This window comes from Haliscomenobacter sp., from assembly GCF_033763495.1.
GTDB lineage: Bacteria > Bacteroidota > Bacteroidia > Chitinophagales > Saprospiraceae > Haliscomenobacter.
Genome location: NZ_JANRKL010000191.1, coordinates 1 through 14,922 on the forward strand (window position 1 = coordinate 1; position 14,922 = coordinate 14,922).

A 14,922-nucleotide genomic window follows, 5' to 3' on the forward strand; every position below is an offset into this window, starting at 1 on the left:
CCTGAATACCATCGAATCGGATCTCTTGAATCGCCAAATGGCCGAAGCAGCCCTAACCCTGATCAAAAACCAAAACGAGGCCTTGCCCATCCGCGATTTGACCCAAAAAATTGCGGTGGTCTCCATTGACGCCAGCCAAGCAACGGCCTTCCAAAAAATGGCCAGCAACTACACCAGTGTTGACCATTTTTTGATCCCCATCAATGCGAACGATACCAGCATTTTAAACGTCCAAAAAGCAACCCAGAACCATGATGTCCTACTCATTGGGGTGCACCTGCAAAACATCCGTCCAGGAGCAAAATATGGCCTCACCGAAAGCAACCTCAAAGCTTTGAATGTTTTATGTGGGAGTGGCAAGGGCATCGTTGTACTTTTTGGCAACCCTTATACCCTGGATAAAATCCCGGCTTTGGACAACGCTAAGGCGGTGGTCATGGCTTATCAGTTCACCAATTACTTCGAAGAAGCGGCGGCACAAGCTGTGTTTGGGGCTATTCCGTTCAAGGGCAAATTGCCAGTGACGGTCAATGAAAAATTCCCCTTGGCCATGGGGATTTCCACTCAAGCCATTGGTCGGTTGTCTTACGGCATTCCGGAAATGGTCGGAATCAGCAGCAAAGAGCTGATCGGGCGGGTCGACTCGATCATCAATTTGGGGCTCCGCGAAAAAGCTTATCCCGGTGCTGTGGTCCAAATTGCCAAAGAAGGCCGGGTCATTTACCAAAAAAATTACGGCTTCCATACTTACGAAGCCGCCACCAAAGCCCGGAGTACCAGTACTCAGGACATTAGCTTTCAGGCCAACAACAAAAACGACGTAATGGACGAAAAGGTGTTGCTCAATAACAATACAGGCGCCATCCTCCCCAATGGCAAAGGGGCCAACAATGGAGCAGTACAACTCACCGACCTATACGACTTGGCCTCGGTCACCAAAATCAGTACCTCTGCGCTGGCCGTTATGGAACTGATGAGCGCGGGCAAATTTGACCTCGACAAAACCTTTGCGGATTATTACCCAGAGTTTGCCAACTCCAACAAAGCCAATCTGACCTTCCGCAATATGTTGACCCACCGGGCGGGCCTTCGTGCTTTTATTCCTTTTTGGACCTCAGATATTGATTCAGTTCAAACGGTCAAAAATAGCCAGGCTTACCGCGATAAATATGCTGCACAACTGCGCCTGAATTTTTTCCAACGCTTGTTTGGTGGAAAAAAGAAACTGGATCGCAAAATACTTAGTGCCATTCGGACGGATAAGGCCATGTGGAAAGAATGCCTCAACGCAGCTTCCAAAACTTGGAAACCTGGCCTTTATGCAGAAACAGCTTCAGAAGCATATCCAATCCAACTCACTGAGAACCTCTGGCTCCACAAGGACTACCCTCAAAGCATTTTTGAGGCCATCAAAAAATCGCCCATCAAACCCGAACAGGGCTATGTGTACAGCGATTTGCATTACATGCTTTACCCCACCATGATGGGGCGGATTGCAGGTATGGAGTGGGAAAGCTTCCTGAAACAGACCTATCACGAAATTGGCGCCAACACCCTGACTTACAATCCACTGCGTTTTTACGACAAAAGCCGCATTGCACCTACTGAGGTTGATTCCCTTTTCCGCAACACCCTCGTACATGGGCGCGTACACGATGAGGCTGCCGCTCAGTTGAATGGTGTGTCGGGCCATGCGGGTTTATTCGGCAGTGCAAATGACCTGATGAAACTGATGCAATTGTACTTGCAAAAGGGATATTATGGCGGCAAACAATTCATCAAACCAGAAGTGGTAGATTCCTGCACCCGCTACCAGTTCCCAGAGTTGGGCAACCGCCGGGGCATAGCTTTTGACAAACTGGATTTGAACCCCAGCGTCAGCAATGGGCCACGTTTGGCTTCACCAGAAAGTTATGGGCACTCGGGTTTTACAGGCCCATTTACCTGGATTGATCCGAAAACCCAAACGGTGTATGTGTTCTTGTGCAATCGGGTGTATCCAACGCGGGACAATGGGAAAGTGAGTAGTTTGAACATTCGGACGGGGATTGGGGACGCGATCTATAAGAGTATAAAATAGGGCCTCACCAAAAATAATTTCCACAATCAGCATACTATAACATTATAATTTTGGGTTCAGATAAGGGGTTGTTGTTGGGCAACAACCCCTTATCTTTTTGAATCTAAATCCTTCCTTATGCGTAGTTTTTACCTCTCTCTTTTGATTTGTCTGTTTACAAGTGTTATTCAGGGGCAAATCATCTGGTCAAAAAGTTATGAATTCCAAGGCTCTACCACCAGCAGAGCATTCATCGAAACCCGAAATGGTGATTTTTTGATCGGTGGCTATACCTTCGGCACCCAATCCAGTGGAAGTAGAAATCTGTTTATGCTGAAAATCAACGGAAGCACTGGTGATTCCTTAAAATTGGAGAGATGTCCCAGTGGACCATCTTGTAATGACCGTAGTTGGATTGAACACCTTTTTGAAAGTCCCAAAGGGGAACTTTTGAGCTTCAACGAGACGTATTATCCTCCTTGTGCCTACCTTTCCAAACACACTACGGGTATTGACATTGAGTGGGGTTTTCCGCTGTGTATCGACACCATTCATTATGTCAATGCCGTACAAACCTTCGCCGATGGGTTCGTTTTTGCAGGTCAGTTCTCGCTTAACGATTTTATTCTGCAAAAAAGAGATTACTCCGGGAAAAAAATCTGGAGTCGGCGCATCAAAGTTAGAGAAATTGGCATACAGCCACAACTGGTAGCCTTACCCGAAGGAAAGGTGGCCATTTTATACCGGGATGGATTGAATTCAGGACAAACTTATCTGGAGTGTTTTGATAAAGACGGGAAATCACTTTGGCGCAATCTTACTGGTGGCGTTTATCACCTCGCTTCAAATCCTAAAACTCCCTTCATTTATACTATTGAAGGAATTAGAAACAATTTCAACACTTTCCTTTTGAAAAAAATTTCTGCCTTGAATGGACAAACCTTGTGGGAAACCTCCAGAGAGGACCGAAATTTTTCCGCTACAGGTCTGGGTATAGATAGCAGTGGGCAGGTTTTTGTGGGTGGAAATTTGTACATCCCGGATTTTTCACCAGCCAAGGCTTTTCTCTCCTTGACTAAATTTGATGCAAATGGAAAATTCCTCTGGCGTGATTATTATGAGCAACCTGGTTTTATTGGTTTTCAAAAAATGCTGATTACCAAAAAAGAAGATCTGATTTTTTTATTGTGGGGAGAAACGCAAAACGGGTTTAAACTAGTTAAAATGAACAAAGAAGTCATCTCCACCAGTCTTGACACCCCGCTGAAAGAGTTTAACATTCAAACTTTTCCCAATCCAGTAAATGATGCATTTTTTATCCAAACTCAGGAGCTGGTTGATCGTAAACTGAGTTATCAAATCATTGCAGCTGACGGAAAAAAGATGTCCCAAGGCCAAGTAGATGATGATTTGCAAAAAGTAGGTGTCTCGAATTTCCCAAAAGGAATTTATTTTTTGATCTTTACTGATGAAAATGGGCAAAGTTCTGCCCAAAAAATCATCAAATACTAGGGTATGCAAAAGTTGGGGTTCGTTTTATTTTTGTCAGTTTTGCACATTCATTCCATATCTGGACAAGACCAATTTATTCAAGCCATTAGGAGTAGTCACCAGGGCCGTCATCAAGAACTCCTCAAAGAGTACACCCAGTTTTGTGCCCTGCCCAATACTTGGAACGACCCCGAACAACTGCGCCAAAACGCCGTCTTCATCGTGGAGATGATGAAAAAACGGGGCATCAGCAATGCCCGTACCATTGAAGCCAATGTACCTGGCGCCATCCCGGCGGTGTATGGGGAAATCCTCAGCCCTGGTGCTACCCGCACCCTGGTATTTTATGCCCATTACGACGGCCAACCTGTCAACCCGGCCAAATGGGCGGAAGGTTTGTCGCCCTTCAAACCCCAACTGGCCACTGCCGCTTTGGATAAAGGTGGAAAATTCATCGATTTGCCTACCGCCAACGGCCCACTCGACGACGATTGGCGGCTATATGGCCGGGCTACCGCCGACGATAAAGCGGGCGTTTTCACCATCCTTAATGCCTATGACGCCATTCGCCGCAGTGGGTTAAATCCTGGCATCAACCTTAAGTTCTTTTTTGAAGGCGAAGAGGAACGCGGCTCTACCAATTTGGGAGCCATTTTAGCCACCAACAAAGACTTGCTGAAAGCCGATGCCTGGATCATCGTGGATGGCCCCATGCATGCCTCAGGGCGCAAACAAATCACCTTTGGGGTACGTGGAGATGTCAACATGAATTTGACGGTTTTCGGTGCCAAACGCCCTTTGCACAGTGGCAATTATGGCAACTGGGCCCCGAATCCCGCCCTCAAACTGGTGCACCTCCTGGCTTCCATGAAAGACAACAAAGGTAAAGTGTTGATTAAAGGTTTTTACGACGATGTGGTTCCTTTGAGCAAAAGTGAACGCCAGGCCTTAGTTGCGATTCCCGATCCTGCACCCATCATGCAAAAGGAACTAGCTTTTGCGGCCTCAGAAAACCCGCAGCGCAGCTACCTGGAATCCATCACTACCCTACCCACACTGAATATCAACGGCATTGAAAGTGCCAACGTGGGCCGACTGGCCAGCAACATCATTCCAACTTTGGCAACAGTTACGCTGGACTTGAGGCTGGTAAAAGGCAATGACACCAAACGACAGGTACAAAAAGTAATTGACCACGTCAAAAAGCAGGGCTATTATGTCCTGGATCGTGAGCCAACGGAAGAGGAACGCCTGCAACACGCCAACATTGCCGTAATCCGCAACGGCGAAGGCTACAATGCTCAACGCACTTCGATGGATTTGCCCATTTCACAGGCTGTGATTAAAGCGGTGCGGGCGACAAGTGCTCAGGAAATTGTGTTGATGCCTTCGGCGGGTGGAAGTTTGCCGCTTTATTTATTCGAGGAAGTCTTGAGTGTGCCGCCGATCACGATCCCGGTGGTGAATTACGACAACAACCAGCACGGCGAGAATGAAAACTTGCGAATTGGCTGTTTGTGGGAGGGCATTGAGACAGTGGCGGCGGTGATGCTGATGAAGTGGTGATTTTGCTCCCACTAAACCTGTGAATTCTGCAACAATCCTTTGCAATTGTGTAAAACATTCCTCCCATAAATCCCCCACCTTTGTAGCATTGTGAAAACTCGTTTACAATACCGTGAACTGAGGGTTACGACAAGTTTACCAAACTTCAAATGATCAAAGGTGGCACCCCAAAAATCATCCTTTCTGAGCAGCTTGACCAATATTTTATAGGCGTTTATTCGGCCTATAAATTTGTAATTCGCTTTTTTAAAGAAGTATTTGTCCCCCCTTTCCACTTACGCGCGATCATCACCCAGTCTTACGAAATTGGGGTCAAATCACTTGCGCTCATTTCCGTTACGGGTTTCATCATCGGTATCGTTTTCACCAAACAATCGCGCCCTTCTCTGGAAGATTTTGGCGCGGCGTCCTGGTTGCCCAACTTGGTGGGCATTGCCATCATCCGGGCCTTGGGGCCTGTCCTGACAGCCCTCATTTGTGCCGGAAAAGTGGGATCGAGCATTGGGGCCGAATTGAGCTCAATGAAAGTCACCGAACAAATCGAGGCCATGGAGGTATCGGCCATTAACCCCTTTAAATACCTGGTAGTGACTCGCGTTGTTGCATCGACCATAATGGTTCCCTTGCTGGCCATGTATTGTGTTTTTATTGGGCTAATTGGCTCCTACATCAACGTGCACGCCGGAGAAACAACCAGCTTCACCACTTTTTTTAAAGATGCCTTTTCGAGCATCACGTTCATCGATTTATCCGCAGCTACCGCCAAAGCAACTGTTTATGGCTTTACGATCGGCATCATTGGATGTTACAAAGGATACAATGCCACCAAAGGAACCCACGGCGTAGGCAAAGCAGCCAATGAAGCGGTGGTATTGGCCATGTTTCTGGTCTTTTTGGAGGAGGTGATCATTGTTCAGGTATCCAACTGGCTGCGTTATTTTTAAACCATGGAAAAAACCAACTATAAAGCGGACAAAAACCAAGGAGAACCAGTGATCTCCATCCAGGGGCTCCACAAATCATTTGGTCAACTGGAGGTTTTAAAAGGCATTGATTTGACCCTGAACAAAGGTGAAAATGTGGCCGTGCTTGGCAAATCTGGCTCCGGGAAGTCGGTGCTGATCAAAATTATTGTGGGCTTGCTGAAGCCAGATAGCGGCAGCTTGAAGGTGCTGGAAAAAGAAGTTGAAGCATTGGAAGGAAAAGAGCTGGATGAACTGCGCTTGCGCATCGGCTTTTCTTTTCAAGGCAGTGCGCTCTACGACAGCATGAGTGTATTCCAAAATTTGGCCTTTCCCCTGACCATGAATGTGAAACATCTCCCCAAAAAGGAGGTAGCCGATGCAGTGGAAGAAGCCCTTGAGGCGGTGGGGCTGAAAGACAAAGCGGAGCATATGCCCGCTGAATTGTCCGGGGGACAACGGAAAAGGGTCGGTATCGCCCGGGCCTTAATTTTGAAACCGGAAATCATGTTGTACGATGAACCCACGGCTGGCCTGGACCCCATTACCTCCGCCGAAATCAATGAATTGATCAACGAAGTGCAGGAAAAATACAATACTAGCTCCATCATCATTACTCACGACCTCACTTGTGCCAAAAACACCTGCAATCGCATCGTTATGCTGGTTGAAGGAAAGTTTTTACCAAGTGGGAAATTTGAAGAAATTTTTAAATCCGACAACCAACAGGTAAAAGATTTTTTCAGTTACAATTTCATCCAATAGACCATGCAAGATCCACAAAATAAACACGCAGTAATGGTGGGAGTCTTTGTTTTAGCAGGGCTTTTGCTACTTGTCGTCGCGATCTTTATGGTCGGCGACATCAACGATACCTTTAAACGAAAAATAGAACTTGTCACCCTTTTTGACGATGTAAATGGCTTGGAGGAAGGCAACAACATCTGGTTTTCCGGGGTAAAAATCGGGACCGTCAGTAGCCTGGCTTTTTATGGAAAATCCCAGGTAGCCGTGGGCATTAAAATCGACACGAAACATCGGCAATACATTAAAAAAGATTCCAAAATCAGAATCAGTGCTGATGGGCTAATTGGCAATAAAATATTGGTGATTTTTGGAGGCCACACCCGCGCGGGAGCAGTAGAGGAAGGCGACACCTTATTGGTTGAAAAAACTTTTTCTTCGGAGGAGATTCTCAACATGTTTCAGGAAAACAATAAAAATGTGTTGGCCATCACCTCTGATTTTAAAAACATCAGCAAAAAAATTGCGGCAGGTGAAGGCACGATTGGAAAATTGTTGGCAGAAAACACCTTGTACGATCAACTCAACTCCACCACAGCTTCCCTACAAAACACTTCAGTGAGGGCTGAAGTATTGGTCAATTCACTGGTGGATTTTAGTTCAGGCCTCAACAAAAAAGGTACTCTTGCTTCAGAATTGACCACGGATACAACGGTGTTCAAATCGGTGAAAGCCTCGGTTGTTCAACTTAAACAAGCTACCGAAAATGCCGCAGCCATGGTGGCTAACCTCAAAGCTGTGAGTGCCAATCCCAATACGCCCATGGGAGTTTTGATCCAAAATGAGCAATCGGGCACCCAAATGAAAGGCATCATCAAGAACATGGAAGGCAGTTCTCAAAAACTAGAAGAAAGTATGGAAGCCTTGCAGCACAATTTTTTGCTGCGCGGCTTTTTTAAAAAGAAGGCTAAAAAAGCGAAGCAGGACTCATTGATGTTGAAATAAATTAGTGCAGCTTCACACCGCCAAATACTCCAATTCCGGCAACCAGTGCCGCACATACTCCCCATTCGGGTCATACCGTTTGGCCTGCGTTTCGGTATTAAAATAGCGGTCTTCCCGCGGATCAGAGCCAACACCAGCCACATAATTCCAGTTGCCCCAATTGCTGCACACATCGTAATCGATCAGTATGGATTCGAAATATTCCGCGCCCATTTGCCAGTTTACCCCTAAGTCTTTGACCAGGTAGCTGGCTACGTTTTGGCGGCCACGGTTGGACATGAAGCCGGTGTGTTTGAGCTCCAGCATATTCGCATCAACAAAGGGGATGCCCGTTTTCCCGTCGATCCAGGTTTGTAAAGCATCAAAGTCATTTTTCCATTTGGGATCGGCGACTCCGCGGGTTCCGCCAAGTTGGAAAATTTTACTGCCGTGTTTTTTACCCATGAAGCGGAAAAAATCCCGCCACAACAATTCAAAGAACAACCAATAAGTCGATTCATTGGCCCCCCGATCCGCTTCGTAACGTTTCAGCTCGTGGTAAATCATCTTGGGAGAAAGGCAGCCTTGAGCCAGCCAGGGGCTGAACTTGGAAGAATAATCCCCGCCCAACAGTCCATTGCGGGTTTCTTTGTAATCCTTGATCAGGTTGCTTTCCCAGAGGTAGTAGTTCAATCGTTTTAAACCCTCGGTTTCACCTCCTTTGAAGGATAAAACTGCGCGGGAATCCAGTTCAAACTCCTCATGTCCAAAATCGGCCAGGCTGGGGATTTCTCCAGCCGCCACCTCCACAGTCCAGGGGCTGAAGGTTTTGTCCGGCCGGATCAAAGGTTCCCGTACGGGTACAATGCGTTCAACTTCTTTGCGGAATTGGGTAAACACATCGGGTGTATGTTGCACTGGGAAGGGCAAATCTGCCGTGTAATACAACATTTTGCCTCGGTTGTAGCGCATCTCCTGGCCAACGCTCCATAGTTTTTGCTCCAGGGTATCTTGTACCTTTAGTTCTTCTGCGGTGCGTTCCCGATTGCAGAAGACCCAACTTGTTTTGCATTCTTTGGCTAATTCAAAAAGCACCTCCTCGGGTTTGCCCACTCGTACGATCAGTTCACAATTGAGTCGGCGTAGAGATTGGCGCAAATCCGCCACACTCTCCAGGATAAACTTGGTACGGTATTTATCCGTTTTGGGAAAGCCAAAATTGGTTTGACCTTTAAAAACCCGTTCGTCAAAAACGAATACGGGAATCACTTCATACACATTGCGGAGTGCATCCTGGAGTGCTTCGTTGTCGTGCAAGCGCAAATCCTGCCGAAACCACACAATGGCTCTTCTTCTCATGGTCAATCATCCTTTTTGTACTGGTGTTGGGCTCGACAAACATAACAAAAGCGTTTGGGGCTGGTTTAGGAATGCAAAGGAATTTTTTTTAAAATCAATTTCAGTGACGACCTTTGTACAATTGCGCACAATTGATGAACCATGTTAAAAGCATTTCAGGACTATTTTTCACAGCTACTCCAGGACAACCCCGCCAATTACCGTTTTTTGCTCGCTATAAGTGGTGGGAAGGACTCCATTGTTTTGGGTGATTTGTTTTACTGTGCGGGTATTCCCTTTGGCATCGCCCACATGAATTTTCAATTGCGTGGGGAAGCATCCGATGGGGATGAACGATTTGTCCAAGCTTTTGCCAAACGCTGTGAAGTCCCCTGCTTTACTACTGCGGTGGACACCAAAAATTACGCAACTGAGCACCAATTGTCTACCCAAATGGCCGCCCGCAAAATGCGTTACAAATGGTTGGAAAAAATCCGCCAAGAGGGCGGCTTCGATTACATCGTTACGGCCCACCACCTCAACGATTCCGTGGAAACCATCCTCTACAACTTCACTAAAGGTAGTGGCATCAAAGGAATGTTGGGGATTCCTGCAGTGAATGGGCGGGTGATCCGGCCTTTATCTTTTGCCACCCGCCAGGAAATCGATGCCTATTATAACCAGGAGGAATTGGTTCACCGCGAGGATGCCAGCAATGCAGAATCAGGGTATGCCCGCAACTGGATTCGGCATGAAGTGGTCCCCAAACTCCAGAAACTGAACCCTTCATTTGAACAAACCGTGAGCAGAAACCTGGTGTATTGGCAACAAATCAATGCCTGGTTTGAACAGGAAGCCCAACAACTCAAGGCACAAATCTGGCGAACTGAGCCCCTCCGCCATACCCTCCAGCTCAGCTCCATTCAAAACCATCCGGCATTATTGACTTTGTTGTTTCATTGGCTACAGGGATTTGGTTTTGTGGCGGAACAAATCAGCGGTATCCATGCAGCAGTTTTGGAGCAAAAGCAAGGCAAATTGTTTCTGAGCAAAAGTCATAAAGCGCTCATCCATCAGGGCAAGTTGATCATTGAGGTACAAAACACCCCTCCAAGCCTCCCACAATTGTGGCCAAGGGGTGAATCCAGCCTGTCGTTGTACGGACAAAAAATAACATTTTCCACATATACAAAAGGCCCAATATCAATCCCTAATCAAGCTGACATTGCCTGGGTAGACGCTACCGAGTTGAGCTTCCCGCTGGAGCTGCGGCACTGGCGTGCAGGTGATGTATTTTACCCCCTCGGAATGGCCGGAAAACCTAAGAAAATTCAGGATTATTTCACCGATGAAAAGATCGACCGTTTTGCTAAAGACCGCATTTGGTTGTTGGTAAATGGCGATGGGAGAATCATTTGGGTACTCGGTTTTCGGGTGGATGAGCGCTTCAAAATTCGGGAGGACAGTACCCATTTTGCGGAGTTTCAACTTATACCCCAGCTTGATTTATCCAAAGAATAAACTAATTTTGGGAAAGAAAAAATCAACCCACCGATTATGAGACAGATCATCTATTCACTCATTTTTTTGGCGAGTGCCACTATCGTAAACAGTCAGACGACCAATATCACTGTGCCCAAAACCCAAAAAGGAGTAGTGACCAAACTCGCGGCCACCTGGTGCCCGTTTTGCGGAAGTTTGGCCTGGGATACTTATAAAACCATGGTTTCTGACCTTAGCTCAAAGTCTTTGGTCATGGTAGCGCATCGCAGTTCCAGCAGTCGCTTGTATAGCGCAACCGCCGAGAAGGTGTTGAATGCCTACGAACCTGTTTTTTATCAACCTTATTTCTTTTTCAATACCAAACTGATTGGGGAAGGAGACGGCACAACCGGAGCTGACATGCAAAAAGCCGTGGATAATTTTGCAGCGGCTACTCCAGTTGCCCAAACGGGTTTGTCGGTCAAATTCAACCCGACTACCCGTGATTTGGAAGTGACTGCAAAAACGGAGTTTTTTAAAACAGCTAGTGGTACTTATTCCACTGGAATTTATTTAATCGAAAAATCGGTCATCGAACAGCAGTCTAATCGGGGTTCCATGGCAGATCACCTCAACGTACTGCGCACCCATTTTGGCAGCAGTGAATTTGGTTTTGAAATCGGTTCTGGCACCATGATGAACGGATTCTTTAAAACGATTTCGACCAAAACCACCCTTTCGAGCAAAATCAATCCTGCCAATATCATCATAGCCAGCATCCTATGGCAAAAAACGGGCGAGAACACTTACAGCATGGTTAATGCCAACTGGACTGATCAGGTGAGCAGCGTGACAACAAGTGTAAAAGAAAATCAAGCCTTAAAGGCTGCCTATACCATTTACCCCAATATCGTTCAGGAAAAAGCCAATCTGGAGTTCAACCTACCTAAAGCGGGCAAAAACGTATTGGTTCAGGCCTATGACGTCAAGGGCCAGGTGGTCGCCACCATTTTCAGTGGCAGTTTGCCAGCTGGTAAGCACCAGTTTCAATTGAATCGCCAGCAAGTGAGCAGCAAAGGGCTTTATTTTGTACGTTTGCAAGTGGATGGACAGTTTGCAACGCGGCAAGCGGTGGTGCAATAATTTCGCTCTCACTGCCTTTTGTTGCACAAGCGACTTAATAGCACAAAGGACACCAAGGAGGGCACAAAGAACACAAAGATTCGTCAACGTCTAACTTTGTGTTCTTTGTGCCCTCCTTGGTGTCCTTTGTGCTAAAAAATGTCGCTCTGAAAAACGTCCATCTCCTAAATATTCTTTTGTGTTAAAAGACACTGTGATGGATTTTCTGACCTACGCTGACACCCTCCAAATCAAACTCCAGGATCAAAAGCGCTACATTTTTGACCCCATCCGTAAAAAGTGGCTGGTGCTTCAGCCCGAAGAATTTGTCCGCCAACTCATCATTCAATACCTCCTCCAAAATAAAGGTTACAACCGCAACCGCATCGCCATCGAAAGGGGCATCAAAGTCAATGGCCTGGCTAAACGTTGTGATATCCTCGTGTTCGATCAGGACATGCAGCCCTTCTTGCTCATCGAATGCAAAGCCCCCGAAATCCAGCTCGACGCCAATGTTTTTCACCAAATTGCTGTGTACAACATGCAGTTGCGGGTCCCTTACCTGATGATGAGCAATGGGGGAGCAAGTTACATTTGCAAAATTGATGTCGAAAATCAAGAATATACCCTCCTCCAGGACTTGCCATAAAGCTTCCGGCAACATACCTTTGCTGGGTCCTATGCATTGAAAAGTTGAGGAGTTAAAAAGTTGAAGAGTTTAGGCTTCCGCAGCGACTTAGACAACAACACCACTCTTTAACTTTTCAACTTTTCAACTTTTACCTGTAGCCTAACCAAAAATGACCAAAAAAACCATCCTGATTACCGGGGCCGGAGGGCAGATCGGCTCGGTACTGACCAAAACACTGCGCGATGCTTATGGCGCCAATGCGGTAATTGCTACTGATATTCGCAATACCCAATTGGGCGAAGGGCCTTTTGAATTATTAGATGCCCTTAACGCCAATCGTTTAAACGAATTGCTAAAACGGTATCACGTTAAGGAAATTTATCACCTGGCCGCCATCCTTTCTGCCCGCGGGGAGCAAAATCCCAAAATCGCCTGGGACATCAACATGGACAGTCTTTTCAACGTGCTGGATGCAGCCAGGGAACACAACATCAAGGTATTTTTCCCAAGTTCCATCGCTGCATTTGGCCCAAATACACCCAAGGTAAATACACCTCAGGATACCATTACCCAACCAACAACTGTGTATGGCATTAGCAAAGCTGCAGGAGAGAACTGGTGCAAATATTATTTCCTGAAATACGGCTTGGATGTTCGTTCAGTGCGTTTTCCTGGCATCATCGGCTACCAATCACTGCCCGGTGGCGGTACCACCGATTATGCAGTTGACATTTATCACAAAGCCATTCAGGGGGAAGAATTCACCTGTTTTTTAAAGGAAGATACCCGCCTTCCGATGTTATACATGGACGATGCCATCCAAGGCGTATTGCAATTGATGGATGCTCCCAAAGACAAACTCAGCGTGCATACCAGTTACAATCTGGCAGGAGTATCATTTACCCCAGCCGAGATTTACGCAGAAATCCAAAAACACTTGCCTGATTTTAAAATCAACTATGCCCCTGATTTCCGTCAGGCCATCGCCGAATCCTGGCCACAAAGCATCGACGATCAGCGCGCACGCCAAGATTGGAACTGGCAACCTCAATTCGATTTGGCTCGCATGACTGCGGATATGTTGAGCCATTTGCAAGAACAATATTTGGTGGGGGTTGAGAAGGTTTAGGAAGGTTGAGAAGGTTTAGGCTACCGCAGCAATTTTGACAATGCCTTTGTCTAAGTCTCTGCGGTAGCCTAAACCTTCTCAACCTTTCTCAACCTTCTCAACCTCCTCAACTCCTCAACCATTCATACATGTACACTGCTCAAACCAGCCTTGAACAAGAACTACAGGACCTGCGCGACGCGGGCCTTTACAAAGCCGAGCGCATCATCACCAGCCCCCAGGGAGCTGAAATCGCCCTGAATTCGGGCAAAGAAGTGCTCAACTTTTGTGCCAACAACTACCTCGGTTTATCAGCCCACCCTGAAGTGATCAAGGCTGCCAAGGAGGCCATTGATACCCATGGCTTTGGCATGTCTTCGGTGCGTTTCATTTGTGGAACCCAGGATATCCACAAGGAATTGGAACAAAAAATCGCCGAGTTTTTAGGCATGGAAGACAGTATCCTTTACGCAGCTGCCTTCGACGCCAATGGTGGTTTGTTTGAACCCCTGCTCGGTGCTGAAGACGCCATCATTTCCGACGAGCTCAACCATGCCTCCATCATCGACGGCATCCGGCTCTGCAAGGCCGAACGGCACCGTTACCGCCACAACGACATGAACGACCTGGAGGACAAACTCCAAAAAAGTGCAGGTGCCCGCCGCATCCTGATTTCCACCGATGGTTGTTTTTCGATGGATGGCACAATTGGGCAATTGGATAAAATCTGCGACCTGGCTGAACAATACAACGCTATGGTCATGATCGACGAATGCCATGCCACCGGCTTTTTGGGCAAAACCGGCCGCGGCACCCACGAATACCGCAACGTAATGGGGCGGGTGGACATCATCACGGGCACCCTTGGCAAGGCTTTAGGTGGTGCATCAGGTGGCTTTACCGCTGCGCGTAAAGAAATTGTCGAGTTGCTGCGCCAACGTTCACGGCCATATTTGTTTTCCAATACGCTGGCGCCTTCTATTGCCGGAGCGTCGATCAAAGTGCTCGATTTGTTGAGTTCCTCCACCGCCCTGCGCGACAAACTGGAGGCCAACACCAAATATTTCCGCACTGCCATGACTGCTGCTGGTTTTGACATCCTTCCCGGTGAGCACCCCATCGTGCCGATCATGCTGTACGACGCCAAACTGGCTCAGCAATTTGCCGCCCGGCTCCTGGAAGAGGGCATTTATGTAATCGGCTTCTTTTATCCGGTGGTGCCACACGGCAAGGCGCGGATTCGGGTGCAGTTGTCAGCTGCACATGAGTTGGAGCATTTGGAAAAGGCTGTGGCTGCGTTTACAAGTGTGGGTGGAGAATTGGGCGTTTTGAAATAAAAAATTGATTTCAAATTCCACTCAACCATATTTATAGTCGAGCCAATTAATCAAAAGGGCAAAAGGGAAGAGCAGGATTTAAAAGGCTTGTATTTCCT

Annotated in this window: 12 protein-coding genes; 11 read left to right on the top strand and 1 reads right to left on the bottom strand. The window is 47.1% G+C overall.

Annotated elements, in window-relative coordinates; genetic code table 11:
• From SFV55_RS21670 to SFV55_RS21695, 6 genes are all read left to right on the top strand, one after another.
• The coding region (locus SFV55_RS21670; protein WP_320031648.1) for a serine hydrolase at positions 1-2,080 on the top strand (2,080 nt) is incomplete at its 5' end.
• Between the two features lie 117 nt (positions 2,081-2,197).
• Positions 2,198-3,571: a T9SS type A sorting domain-containing protein gene (locus tag SFV55_RS21675; protein WP_320031649.1), complete on the top strand. Its 1,374-nt coding sequence runs from the start codon at positions 2,198-2,200 to the stop codon at positions 3,569-3,571.
• A gap of 3 nt (positions 3,572-3,574) precedes the next feature.
• Positions 3,575-5,116 carry a M20/M25/M40 family metallo-hydrolase gene (locus SFV55_RS21680; RefSeq protein WP_320031650.1) on the top strand — a complete coding sequence of 514 codons (1,542 nt, stop codon included), beginning with the start codon at positions 3,575-3,577 and terminating at the stop codon, positions 5,114-5,116.
• Between the two features lie 149 nt (positions 5,117-5,265).
• Positions 5,266-6,060 carry an ABC transporter permease gene (locus SFV55_RS21685; protein ID WP_320031651.1) on the top strand — a complete coding sequence of 265 codons (795 nt, stop codon included), beginning with the start codon at positions 5,266-5,268 and terminating at the stop codon, positions 6,058-6,060.
• Between the two features lie 3 nt (positions 6,061-6,063).
• Positions 6,064-6,843: an ABC transporter ATP-binding protein gene (locus SFV55_RS21690; protein WP_320031652.1), complete on the top strand. Its 780-nt coding sequence runs from the start codon at positions 6,064-6,066 to the stop codon at positions 6,841-6,843.
• Between the two features lie 3 nt (positions 6,844-6,846).
• On the top strand, positions 6,847-7,827 hold the full coding sequence (locus SFV55_RS21695; protein WP_320031653.1) for an MlaD family protein: 981 nt from the start codon (positions 6,847-6,849) through the stop codon (positions 7,825-7,827).
• Positions 7,828-7,839: 12 nt separating this feature from the next.
• On the opposite strand, the gene SFV55_RS21700 is transcribed toward SFV55_RS21695, so the two are convergent.
• A complete protein-coding gene (locus SFV55_RS21700) occupies positions 7,840-9,165 on the bottom strand; it encodes a DASH family cryptochrome (protein ID WP_320031654.1) in 1,326 nt (441 codons plus the stop codon).
• A gap of 141 nt (positions 9,166-9,306) precedes the next feature.
• Between SFV55_RS21700 and tilS the strand changes: the two genes are divergently transcribed.
• From tilS to kbl, 5 genes are all read left to right on the top strand, one after another.
• On the top strand, positions 9,307-10,665 hold the full coding sequence (gene tilS / locus SFV55_RS21705; protein WP_320031655.1) for a tRNA lysidine(34) synthetase TilS: 1,359 nt from the start codon (positions 9,307-9,309) through the stop codon (positions 10,663-10,665).
• 36 nt (positions 10,666-10,701) lie between these two features.
• Positions 10,702-11,769, top strand: coding sequence for a T9SS type A sorting domain-containing protein (locus tag SFV55_RS21710; RefSeq protein ID WP_320031656.1), 1,068 nt, complete (start codon positions 10,702-10,704; stop codon positions 11,767-11,769).
• A 196-nt stretch (positions 11,770-11,965) separates the two neighbouring features.
• Complete coding sequence (locus tag SFV55_RS21715; protein ID WP_320031657.1) at positions 11,966-12,397, top strand: type I restriction enzyme HsdR N-terminal domain-containing protein; 432 nt, start codon at positions 11,966-11,968, stop codon at positions 12,395-12,397.
• Between the two features lie 151 nt (positions 12,398-12,548).
• Positions 12,549-13,508, top strand: coding sequence for an NAD-dependent epimerase/dehydratase family protein (locus SFV55_RS21720; RefSeq protein WP_320031658.1), 960 nt, complete (start codon positions 12,549-12,551; stop codon positions 13,506-13,508).
• Between the two features lie 128 nt (positions 13,509-13,636).
• On the top strand, positions 13,637-14,824 hold the full coding sequence (kbl, locus tag SFV55_RS21725; protein WP_320031659.1) for a glycine C-acetyltransferase: 1,188 nt from the start codon (positions 13,637-13,639) through the stop codon (positions 14,822-14,824).
• Positions 14,825-14,922: the final 98 nt, after the last annotated feature.